Below are 10218 nucleotides of genomic sequence, written 5' to 3' on the forward strand. Positions count from 1 at the left end.
AATTCTGCCGGATGGCACAAAAGCGAGTGATATCTTGCTTAAAGTCTAATCTATGCGATAGCGGATTTCCGATCTCAGAAACGGCAGCAAATCCATTTCAAACCATGGATTCTGCTTCAGCCATCCTGAGTTGCGCCATGACGGGTGTGGCAGCGGCAGCACTTTCAGGCTGGCCGGCGCATCCCAGATGGTGCGCCAGTCCTTCACGGTTTCGGTCAGCGACGGCCGGCGCGTGGCGCCCATATGCCAGGATTGCGCGTAGGAGCCGATTGTCAAAACGAGGTCGATCTGCGGCATCAGCGCCATCAGCGGCGCGCGCCAGGCCAGCGCGCATTCTCGGCGCGGCGGCAGGTCGCCGCCCTTAGCGTCCTGGCCGGGGAAGCAGAACCCCATTGGCACGATGGCGAATTTATCCGTGTCGTAGAATTCCTCGCTTGTCACGCCCAGCCAGCTTCGCAAGCGGTCGCCGGAGGCGTCGGTGAACGGCATGCCCGACAAATGCACCTTTGTGCCTGGCGCCTGGCCGGCGAGCAGGATGCGGGCACTGGATGATGGCAGCAGCACCGGGCGCGGCTCGTGCGGCAGTGGCCTGCCGACCGGAGTGTCGACGCAGATGCGGCAGGCGCGGACCTTTGCCGTCAAGCGTTCGAGTTCCGCCTCCATCAGGCGGAAGCGCTCGGACGGCTCGAGACGGCGCTGTACCAGCGCAGCACGTTGGTGCACTCGTCCGGCACTTTGATGCGCGCCGGTTTCATGAAATCCATGGCGATCATGCCGGTGATATCGGCGATCGAATAGGCGTCGCCGGCGGCGAATTCGCGGTTTGCCAGTTCGGGGTCGAGCAGTTTCAGGAATTCGACCGCTTTCGCCTTGTTGGCCTCGCCCCATTGGGGGATCTGCGGAATTTCCCATTCCTTCATCGCCGGATGGATGTGGCGAAAAGCCTGGGCGACGCAGCTGAGCAGATTGAACTCCATGCGCCTTTGCCACATCTCGACCTTGGCCTTGCCGAGCGCGCCTTGCCCGAACAGCGCCGGTTCGGGATGCAGTTCCTCGAAATAGCGGCAGATGGCGACGGATTCGGTGAGGATGGTACCGCCGTCGAGCTCGAGCACCGGCAGCCGCTGCAGCGGGTTGCGCGACCTGACCGGCTCCTGCTTGTGCCCCATCGCGCCCATGTCGACCGGCACCAGCGGCACTGCGATGCCCTTTTCGGCGAGGAAAACCCGCACGCGCCGCGGATTGGGGGCGCGGCCGCCGTCGAACAGTTTCATGCTTATCCTCCCGATCTGGTCCTTCAACTATAGTGCTCGTCACCAGAAGCGAAACATCTCTCGCAAGGCGTCACCGACCGAAGCCAGGGTGCCGTGCTTTCTTTCGAGCGGGCCGCCGTGGTGGCTTTCGCGCCAGTCTTGCGGCCGATCGAACGTGCCGGCCCAGATGCCAACCTTGCCGGCGCGGGCAATGGCCTGCTCGGTGTCGAAATCGCCATAGGCAATTGCCCAGCCGGCCTCAACCTGGGCCCGGTTGAGATCCTTTCCACCGGCCTTGCAATCGCCGAGCAGGCGGCCGTAGCGGTCGCGCTGCCAGCCGCTGCAGGTCACCGGGATTTCCTGATATCAGCCGCACCAGCGCCTGGCGCGCCAGCCTGCCGCAGGCGTAGTCTGCGCCATCCCTACGGCAGATCTGCTGGTATTCCGGAGCGTCGATGCCGCGCATGCGGATACGTTCGGTGCCAAGAGTGAGTGAATCGCCATCGTTCACGATCGCCGCCCCTTGCGCCTTGCGCGTCTCGAAACGGTCGAGGCGTGCGGCGAGCAGGATCAGCAGGCCGAGCAGAATGACCGTCAGCGCGTAATCCAGCAGCTTGCGCCACAGGCTTCGCGGCGGCGGCGGATAGTATCGCCGGCGCGGCCTTGGCGACCACGAACGGCTCATATGGCAAACAGTCTCTTAATCATTCGAACGTAGCTTAACGAATGAAATCGCTGCGCGCATAAATCGAAGTTTCCATGCCTCTGCTACGCTCGAACACAGCGGATAAATTCATTGTGGACCGCCGGAAACCGCACCGCAACAGCGATGTGGCGCGCGCGGTGCGCAAGACGCGCGACCGTCTTTCGCAGCAGGTCGGCAATCTCGACTTCGACCGCGAGCTGCTGAAGCTGCACGCCGGGACCATGGTGGGCGGCGCAGCCGTCATCCCACTGCTGGTGTTGGCGGTCGCGGCGGCCGGGCTGCTGGCCGGTGTGGACAAACAGATCAGCGTCTGGGCGCTGTTCACCCTGATCTGCTATTCGATCGTCGCCTTCATGGCGCGCCGCGTCGAGCGCACCGAAGCCGCCGAGCTCAATCCTGTTCGCACCCGCAGGGAATTCCTGATCGGACATTCGCTGTGCGGCCTCGGCTGGGCGTGGTTCGCATGGCTCGGCTGCGCCACCTGCCAGATCGACCAGTTCCAGGCCGCCAAGGCGGTGGTGCTGCTGCTGGCCATGGCGGCGACCGCTATCATGGCGTCGTCCTTGCGCGGCTCTCTGCTTGCCACCTTCGTCGTTCCGGTGGCGGTCTATGCCTATGCTGAAACGAAATTTTGGGTGCCGGTCGGGACGATCATGGTCGCCCTGCTGGTCGCGGCATTGCCGTTCTTTGCCTATATCGCGCGCCATCTCAACCGCTCGTCGCTGATACTTCTGTCCTTCCGCTCCGAAAAGGATGCGCTGCTCGCCGAGGTGGAGACAGCGAAATCAATGTCGGACGAAGCTCGTCGGCGGGCCGAAGACGCCAATCTGGCGAAGTCGCGCTTCCTTGCTTCTATGAGCCATGAGCTGAGGACGCCCCTCAACGCCATTCTCGGGTTTTCCGAGGTGATGGCCAATGAGGTGCTCGGGCCGATGAGCAACCCCACCTATCGCGACTACGCCCGCGACGTGCACGATTCCGGCCAGCATCTGCTCGACCTGATCAACGAAATCCTTGATCTGTCGCGCATCGAGGCCGGCCGCTATCAGCTCAACGAAGAGCCGGTGATGCTGCTCAACATCGCCGAAGATTGCTGCCACATGATGGAATTGAAGGCGCGCAACAAGGACATCCGCATCGTCCAGGATTTCGAAAGTGCCCTGCCGCGGCTGTTCGCCGACGAGCGCGCGGTGCGGCAGATCACGCTCAACCTCCTGTCCAACGCCATCAAATTCACCGCCACCGGCGGCGAAGTTCGCGTGCGCGTCGGCTGGACGGCGGGCGGCGGCCAGTACATTTCGGTCAAGGACAATGGGCCGGGCATACCGGAAGACGAAATCCCGATCGTGCTGTCCGCCTTCGGCCAGGGCTCGATCGCCATCAAGAGCGCCGAACAGGGCACCGGGCTCGGACTGCCGATTGTGCAGGGCCTGCTCGCCATGCATGGCGGCGAATTCGAACTTCAGTCGAAATTGCGCGAAGGCACCGAGGCAATCGCCATCTTCCCGCTCGCCCGAGTGATGGAGGAACTGCCGGCGCTGCCAACCAAGACCGTGGCGGCGGCCCGCCGACGTTGACAGCTTGTTCTAGGCTTTGACCGCCGCCGCCATGCCCGAACTGGTAAGCGCCGCCGCCTTGACCAGACCGGCGGCAAGGGCAGCCCCTACCCCTTCGCCGTGGCTGATGCCGAGATCGAACAGCGGCCTGAGGCCGAGCCGCTCGGCGGCAAGCCTTTGGCCGGGTTCGGGCGACTGGCTGGCCAGCAGGCAATGGTCGAGCGCACCCGGGTTGGCGGCATGCAGCACGGCAGCGGCGGCGGTCGCGGCGAAGCCGTCGAGCAGCACCGGGATTTTTTGCATCCGGGCGGCGAGGATGGCGCCGGCAATGGCCGCAAACTCGCGGCCACCGACCCGGCGCAGTGCTTCCAACGGGTCCTTCAGAGCCGCACCATGGAAGGCGACGGCTGCATCGACTACATCAGCTTTGCGCGCCTGCATGGCCGCGTCGGAGGCGGGGCCGACCCAGTCGGCGCCGCTGCCACCTAACAGGGCAGCGCACAAGGCCGCCGCAACGGTGGAGTTGCCGACGCCGAGATCGCCGAGGCAAATCAGATCGGCGCCACCGGCGATGGCTTCCATCCCGAAGGCCATGGTGGCGGCGCAGCCGCGTTCGTCGAGGGCGGCGTCCTCGGTGATGTCGGCGGTCGCAATGTGCAGCGCCAGATCGAACACCTTGAGGCCAAGATTGTTGGCGACGCAGATCTGGTTGATTGCCGCACCGCCGGCAGCGCACAGCTCAACGGCGTTGGCGGTCGCAGCGACAGGGCGCGGCGAGATGCCGTGGCGGGCCACGCCATGGTTACCGGCGAAGATCGCCACCAGGGGCCGGTTCACCGCCGGCGGGGCGCGCCCGCTCCAGGCAGCAAGCCAGGCGGCGATGTCCTCGATACGGCCAAGCGAGGCTTTCGGCTTGTCGGCCTTGGAAAACAGGGTGCGCACCCTGTTTTCCACGACTGTATCGGCAGGCGGCAGGCTCGCCAGCAGATTGCGAAAATCGTCGAAGGGCAGCGCGCTGGTCATGTCGGTCCTGATCATCCCCTGTGGTTGATCAGCGGCATAACCGCCTTGCCCGGCCGGCACAACTCCCCTCGACATTGGCGCGAAAGCGGTTGCCCGCGCCGCATTCCGAAGGGCTTGCATTGGCTTTGCCGTTGCACCATGTGGAGATGAAATGAGGATTCCGGACGGAGCCTTCAAGAGAAAGTCATGACGGCCATCGAATCCCCGTGCATCCTGGTCTGTTCGATCGACATGAAAACCGGCTTCTGCTTCGGCTGTGGCCGCACGCGCGATGAAATCGGCGCCTGGATGGGCATGACGCCGGAGGTACGCCGCAGCGTCATGGCCGAGTTGCCGGCCCGATTGGAAACGGTCGAGCGCCGGCCGCGCCGGGAAACACGCCGCAGCCGGATGGCGCGCGAGCGCGACGTCCTCTCTTGAGGCGGCTGTTCTGGATCGTGATGGCGGCAATCGGCCTCGGGCTGGTGCTGCTGATGATCAACAACGACGCCGGCAGCACGTTCGGCATCGAGAATTACGATTTCAGCCGTCTGGTCTGGCTGGGGGCGATCGGCTTGCTCGTCAGCGCCGGCCTTGTCCGGTCCGGCAGGCCGCTCGGCGTCATGGCCCGCAATCTCGGCACGTGGGCCCTGATCGTGCTGGCGCTCGTCGCCGGCTACCAGTACCGCTACGAGTTGCAGGATTTCGCCAGCCGGGTGACGGCGGGCCTCGTTCCCGGCAGCCCGCTGGCGCTCGGCGTCGAGGACGGCCATGCCACCGTGACCCTGGACAAGGCCGACAGCGGCCATTTCGAGGCCCGCATCACGATCAACGGCGTGCCGATCCGCACCGTCGTCGATACCGGCGCGACCAGTACAGTGCTCACCGCCGAAGACGCGCAGGCGGCCGGCTTCAATCCGGCAGCGCTGAGCTTCACCGTCCCGGTCTCGACCGCCAATGGCATGGCACGCGCCGCTTCGGTGCGCACCGACGAACTGGCGATCGGCGGCATCGTGCGCAAGAACATGCAGGTGATGGTCGCCGCGCCCGGCGCGCTCAGCCAGAGCCTGCTCGGCATGAACTTCATCGGTTCGCTGTCGGGTTTCGACGTGCGCGGCGACCGGATGATCTTACGCGACTGAACTGCTTAAGCGGCCTTTTCAACACGGTCGAAATCGACGGCAGCGAACGCTGCCTTCAGCACATCCGGTCCGGCGCCGGGTTTCGTCGCGTCGGTGGACAGTATCTGCCGGAAGCGGCGCGCGCCCGGCAGGCCGTGGAACAGCCCGACCATGTGGCGAGTGACGTGGCCGAGCCGCCCGCCCTGCTCGATATGCCGCGCCGCATAGTCGGCCATCGTGTGGATCAGCGCGGCAAAATCGTAGGCGCCGGCCTTGCCGCCGTAGAATGCCGCGTCGACGCCGGCCAGGATGCCTGGCGTGTGGTAGGCGGCGCGGCCAAGCATGGCGCCATCGACATGATCGAGGTGGCGAGCCGCCTCTTCGAGCGATTGAACGCCGCCATTGATGCCGATGAATTTGTTCGATTTTCCCGCCTTGAGGCGATAGACCCTGTCATAGTCGAGCGGCGGGATGTCGCGATTTTCCTTCGGGCTCAGACCCTCCAGCCAGGCCTTGCGCGCATGCACCCACAGCGCGTCGGCGCCGGCCGCGAAGACGCCGTCGGCCAGCGCGTCGAGCGCGGGCTCCGGATCCTGCTCGTCGACGCCGATGCGGCATTTGACCGTCACCGGGATTGTCACCGCCGCCTTCATCGTCTCCACACAATCGGCGACGAGGTCAGGCACTTTCATCAGGCAGGCGCCGAACGTGCCGGATTGGACCCGGTCGGACGGACAGCCGACATTGAGATTGATTTCGTCGTAACCGAACGCCTCGCCGATGCGCGCCGCCTCGGCCAGCTTTTGCGCATCGGAGCCACCGAGTTGCAGTGCCAGCGGATGTTCGGTCTCGTCAAAACCAAGCAGCCGCTCGCGCGCACCATGGATGACAGCGTCCGCTACCACCATTTCGGTGTAGAGCAGCGCACGCCGCGTCAGCTGGCGGTGGAAGAACCGGCAATGCCGGTCGGTCCAGTCCATCATCGGGGCCACGGCCAGTTTATGCTCTTGGTATTTCAGCATCTGTTTAACATCAGAACCTTAGAACCTACCGCACACGCTGCGTCAGCGAGACCTTCCTGCAACGCGACGTTGCGCGGCGCCAGGGCACCGACACCAAGTCGATCGCAGTGAGACGCCGAAGCCCTGTTAGCGCGCCTGAAGCCTTCGGCGAACTCATCGACCTTCATATCGACGACATGTGCGATGTAGGCAAGTCCCCTCGCCGCTCCAAGGCCGCAGCCCTCGCTATGCTCCGCCACCCTCGATCGCGAACGGCTCGTTCGCTTCGGTCGTGGTCGAGCCGCCCAGGGTGCCGGACGATGACTCTCGGTATCAACATCACCTGGGGAAGTCGTTGAGCGTCGTTTGATCCTGGATGATCTGCCTGGTCGTGATCGCGACAGCCGCTGGCAGTCTCTGACACACGATTGCGCTGAAGTCGTTCGGAATTTCCTGTGCGATGGCCGGAACAAGGCGGCCGGTCGAGAGCATCAGGGCTCAGTGATCAAGCCAATGCACAAGGTCCTGGAGAGGGTAAGACATGACTGTTTCTCCTGCCGGATTCGGCCTTCGAGTTCGCCCGACGTCAGAATTGAGATTCTCGCCGATTGTTTGACCGGCCCGATAAAATGGTTCCAAGGCGTTGACGACGGCAATGTGACCCGTGCCGAGCCATTGAAACTTGCTTGAGACGTTCCAAAATTTCGCCGGCGGGAATGGCGAGAGCCGCCAGACTCAAACACGCATGAGATTGTCTGAAGCGGCGGACCATCCATGGAAGGACCCATTTCGAGCTATTTTGCATCGATTGAACCCGTGGGCCCCTGACGTTTTTCTGGACCGCTTGCTGCATCCGGCGCGGCATTTCAAACATCCCCACGACGTTTTGGCCGACGTTGCCCTGGACGCTCAGGAGAAGCGCGCCATTCTTTCTTCATGGGCATCGGAGCCTGCGCCGTAGAATCCGTGCCAGCGCTTCGCATGCTGCCGCGAGCGGGTGAACCGGTCACCTTCGACACGATCATGGATGCGTTGCAACAGTTGGATCAATCGGATGAGCGTGCCGGTCCTGACTGCAGTGACAGCGCGGCAGTGGCCGCGTTCGTACCATTCGTCGATCGGATTTAAGGGCGACGTCGTTGTTCTTGCACCATGGACCCGTCGGCGAGTGACCCCGCCGGCGGACGGGGTGGCATTGGTGCGTTCGCCCAGATTGCCGATGAAAATTTTCCTATTCTTGCTCTTGAAGGTGTAAGTCGCGATTCTAAATTGATGGTCGCCGGCAGCCTAATGGGGCCGGCAACACCAGGAGGCGGCAAGGCTCTTGGGCGCCTTCTGTTGTCCATGTTGCTCAAAGGAGGATGTGGCTATGAAGACAAACCTCGATTTTACCCCTCTATACCGGTCCAGCATCGGCTTCGACCGCATGGTCGACATGCTTGAAAGTGCGAGCCGTGTGGCCTCGTTCGACAACTGGCCGCCCTACGATATCGCCAAGGTTGATGATGATCAGTATCGCATCACGATGGCGGTCGCCGGTTTCCCGCAGGACCAGCTGACCGTCACCCACCAGCCCAACATGCTGGTTGTGAGCGGGTCGCAATCCGGCGATGAGAACGGCCGGTATCTGTACCGCGGCATCAACGGGCGCGCTTTCGAGCGTCGGTTCGAACTGGCCGATCATGTCAAAGTCGAGGGCGCCAGCCTTGAGAACGGGCTGCTGAGCATCGATCTCAAGCGCGAGGTTCCCCAGGAGATGAAACCGCGCAAGATCGAAATCTCCAGCGGGGCTCCCATGCCGAAGATCGAGGCGCCCAAGGTCGAGACCGACAAGCTGGCCGCCTGAGCAATCCACCATGAAGGCTTTCGCTTGAGCCGGGCGTCCCGCCCGACTCAGAGACCTACAAAAGGAGAAAGACAATGAGCGTACGTGACTTGATCCCATGGGGCCGGGGCAACGGAAACTCGGCGCCCAGTCTCTTCCCCGACGGAGATCGAGACCCCTTCGTCTCCCTCCACCGGGAGGTAAACCGGCTGTTCGATGACGCCTTCCGCAGCTTTGGCGCCAGACTGCCGGCCTTCGGTCCCTCTTTCGCCGCCAGTTGGCCGAGTGTCGAAATCTCCGACACGGACAAGGAAGTCCGCGTCACGGCGGAAATACCTGGCCTGGACGAGAGCGACATAGAAGTCCTGCTGGAAAATGGGGCGCTCAAGCTTAAAGGCGAGAAGCGTTCCGAGACCGAGGACAAGGACCGGCAGTTCTCCGAGCGCTTCTACGGTCGCTTCGAGCGCCTCATTCCGCTCGGCTACGAGGTTGAAGAAGACAAGGTCAACGCCGCCTTCAAGAACGGGGTGCTGACCGTGACGTTGCCCAAGACCGAGCGGGCGCAGGCGAAGGCCAAGCGGATCGCAATCAACGGGAAGAACTGACGGATGCAGTATGGGTGGCGGCCCTTACGGCCGCTGCCCGTGCGACCCTTCATAACGGGAGGGACAGGCAATGGAGACAGTTCAAAGCAGCGACAACAGAAACCTAACCAAGACGTCCGTCCGGCCGGACAATGACAATCGGCCTCGTCTAGACGGGCCGGCTTTGTCAATGGGACGGTCAGTGTTTCCGGACGGCGCAACGGCGCGGATCTACCAGCCATGCCGCCCGGCCATGACCTCGGCAAAGCCCCGCAAGGCCTGGCGATTGGTCTTCGAACGCCGCACAGCCCCGTTCATCGAGCCGCTGATGGGCTATACCGGTGGCCGGGACACCCTGACCCAGGTTGAACTGAACTTTCCGACGCTGGAAGCGGCGATCCGTTATGCCGAGCGTCAAGGCCTCAACTATGTCGTGCAGGCTGCACCTCCTGCTTCCCAGGCCAAGGTCACGCGCCAGCATGCATCGGAGGAGAAACAGGCCTTTTCCGACCTGGTTTGGCAGCGGCTGCAGTTGGCTTGGCTCCAGGCAAGCCACGGCTATGGCGCCGGCGCACAGGCAGCGCACATACAGACGGCGCTTTCCGAGCCGGAGACATTCTACGCCTCTCCGATGGAGGTTGTGGATGACCCGGTGCTCGCACCCGACGAGAAACGCGCTGTGCTCAAGAACTGGGCCTGGAACGAGTACCTGATCGACCTGGCCACCGCCGAAGGCATGCCGGAAAATGCACGCCCGTCGCGATTGGACGAGGTCGAACTCGCCTTGCTGGCCTTGGAAGTCCGAAACCGGGGCTTCCAGACCAGGACCAGCCCGGTGCACTCCCGGATAGCCGCATGATAAGGCAAGAAGGAACCCACTGATCGTCTTCGACGCCCAACGGACCATCCCGAAACCCTTCCCGCTTGCGGTCGCGGCAGCGGGCGGGCGCGCGCCGACAACTTTCCCAATGCGTGGTTGTGTGCGTCAAGTTCTGCAAAATGGGGCAGCCATGATGCTGGTCATGATGCTGGTCATGCGGCTTGGCGCATTGGTCTCGACGGCCAACGCCCTGACCAGGCGCAGGCAGCTTTCGGTGTTGGGGAAGATGCGCACGACATAGGTGCGCCGGCGGATTTCCTCGTTGAGCCGCTCCAGCATGTTGGTGGATT

Annotated in this window: 11 protein-coding genes and 1 pseudogene; 6 read left to right on the plus strand and 6 right to left on the minus strand. The window is 63.4% G+C overall.

The annotated features are described in order from the left end of the window. Positions 1-45: 45 nt before the first annotated feature. The 3 genes and pseudogenes from NKI61_RS15850 to NKI61_RS15860 form a co-directional block, all read right to left on the minus strand. Positions 46-663, minus strand: a complete 618-nt coding sequence (locus tag NKI61_RS15850) for a uracil-DNA glycosylase family protein (protein ID WP_023682484.1) — start codon at positions 661-663, stop codon at positions 46-48. Then, positions 663-1274, minus strand: a complete 612-nt coding sequence (locus tag NKI61_RS15855; protein ID WP_352512096.1) for a glutathione S-transferase — start codon at positions 1272-1274, stop codon at positions 663-665. The genes NKI61_RS15850 and NKI61_RS15855 overlap by 1 nt, the downstream gene beginning before the upstream one ends. A 39-nt stretch (positions 1275-1313) precedes the next feature. After that, positions 1314-1938, minus strand: a pseudogene (locus NKI61_RS15860) (thermonuclease family protein). 74 nt (positions 1939-2012) lie between these two features. Between NKI61_RS15860 and NKI61_RS15865 the strand changes: the two are divergent. After that, a complete protein-coding gene (locus NKI61_RS15865) occupies positions 2013-3536 on the plus strand; it encodes a sensor histidine kinase (protein ID WP_352512098.1) in 1524 nt (507 codons plus the stop codon). A 9-nt stretch (positions 3537-3545) separates the two neighbouring features. Here the strand turns inward: NKI61_RS15865 and NKI61_RS15870 are convergent, their stop codons facing one another. Next, positions 3546-4538 carry a nicotinate-nucleotide--dimethylbenzimidazole phosphoribosyltransferase gene (locus tag NKI61_RS15870; protein WP_023741200.1) on the minus strand — a complete coding sequence of 331 codons (993 nt, stop codon included), beginning with the start codon at positions 4536-4538 and terminating at the stop codon, positions 3546-3548. A 186-nt stretch (positions 4539-4724) separates the two neighbouring features. Here NKI61_RS15870 and NKI61_RS15875 point away from each other — a divergent pair, with 186 nt between their 5' ends. Next, positions 4725-4958: a DUF1289 domain-containing protein gene (locus NKI61_RS15875; protein ID WP_023824914.1), complete on the plus strand. Its 234-nt coding sequence runs from the start codon at positions 4725-4727 to the stop codon at positions 4956-4958. Then, entirely contained in the window at positions 4955-5659 is a 705-nt protein-coding gene (locus NKI61_RS15880; RefSeq protein WP_352840013.1) for a TIGR02281 family clan AA aspartic protease, read from the plus strand. Before NKI61_RS15875 ends, NKI61_RS15880 begins: the two co-directional genes overlap by 4 nt. Before the next feature lie 5 nt (positions 5660-5664). Here the strand turns inward: NKI61_RS15880 and dusA are convergent, their stop codons facing one another. Then, a complete protein-coding gene (dusA, locus tag NKI61_RS15885) occupies positions 5665-6660 on the minus strand; it encodes a tRNA dihydrouridine(20/20a) synthase DusA (protein WP_352840014.1) in 996 nt (331 codons plus the stop codon). Between the two features lie 1348 nt (positions 6661-8008). On the opposite strand from dusA, the gene NKI61_RS15890 reads away from it, so the two are divergent. The 3 genes from NKI61_RS15890 to NKI61_RS15900 all read left to right on the plus strand — a co-directional run bounded on the left by NKI61_RS15890 (position 8009) and on the right by NKI61_RS15900 (position 9907). Further along, positions 8009-8485: an Hsp20 family protein gene (locus tag NKI61_RS15890; protein ID WP_352840015.1), complete on the plus strand. Its 477-nt coding sequence runs from the start codon at positions 8009-8011 to the stop codon at positions 8483-8485. A gap of 74 nt (positions 8486-8559) precedes the next feature. After that, complete coding sequence (locus NKI61_RS15895; RefSeq protein WP_023696160.1) at positions 8560-9069, plus strand: Hsp20/alpha crystallin family protein; 510 nt, start codon at positions 8560-8562, stop codon at positions 9067-9069. 169 nt (positions 9070-9238) lie between these two features. Beyond that, positions 9239-9907: an NADH dehydrogenase ubiquinone Fe-S protein 4 gene (locus NKI61_RS15900; RefSeq protein WP_352840017.1), complete on the plus strand. Its 669-nt coding sequence runs from the start codon at positions 9239-9241 to the stop codon at positions 9905-9907. A gap of 126 nt (positions 9908-10033) precedes the next feature. On the opposite strand, the gene NKI61_RS15905 is transcribed toward NKI61_RS15900, so the two are convergent. Further along, positions 10034-10218, minus strand: a 185-nt coding sequence (locus NKI61_RS15905; protein ID WP_352840018.1) for a transposase, incomplete at its 5' end; no start/stop codon positions are given.

The sequence above is a fragment of the Mesorhizobium sp. M0514 genome (assembly GCF_040321145.1).
GTDB lineage: Bacteria > Pseudomonadota > Alphaproteobacteria > Rhizobiales > Rhizobiaceae > Mesorhizobium.

Bases quoted from the DNA above. Each gene is read 5' to 3' on its own strand.
- NKI61_RS15870 (WP_023741200.1), bottom strand. From the start codon at position 4,538: ATGACCAGCGCGCTGCCCTTCGACGATTTTCGCAATCTGCTGGCGAGC.
- NKI61_RS15850 (WP_023682484.1), bottom strand. From the start codon at position 663: ATGGAGGCGGAACTCGAACGCTTGACGGCAAAGGTCCGCGCCTGCCGC.
- NKI61_RS15855 (WP_352512096.1), bottom strand. From the start codon at position 1,274: ATGAAACTGTTCGACGGCGGCCGCGCCCCCAATCCGCGGCGCGTGCGG.
- NKI61_RS15900 (WP_352840017.1), top strand. From the start codon at position 9,239: ATGGGACGGTCAGTGTTTCCGGACGGCGCAACGGCGCGGATCTACCAG.
- NKI61_RS15865 (WP_352512098.1), top strand. From the start codon at position 2,013: ATGCCTCTGCTACGCTCGAACACAGCGGATAAATTCATTGTGGACCGC.
- NKI61_RS15895 (WP_023696160.1), top strand. From the start codon at position 8,560: ATGAGCGTACGTGACTTGATCCCATGGGGCCGGGGCAACGGAAACTCG.
- dusA (WP_352840014.1), bottom strand. From the start codon at position 6,660: ATGCTGAAATACCAAGAGCATAAACTGGCCGTGGCCCCGATGATGGAC.
- NKI61_RS15875 (WP_023824914.1), top strand. From the start codon at position 4,725: ATGACGGCCATCGAATCCCCGTGCATCCTGGTCTGTTCGATCGACATG.
- NKI61_RS15890 (WP_352840015.1), top strand. From the start codon at position 8,009: ATGAAGACAAACCTCGATTTTACCCCTCTATACCGGTCCAGCATCGGC.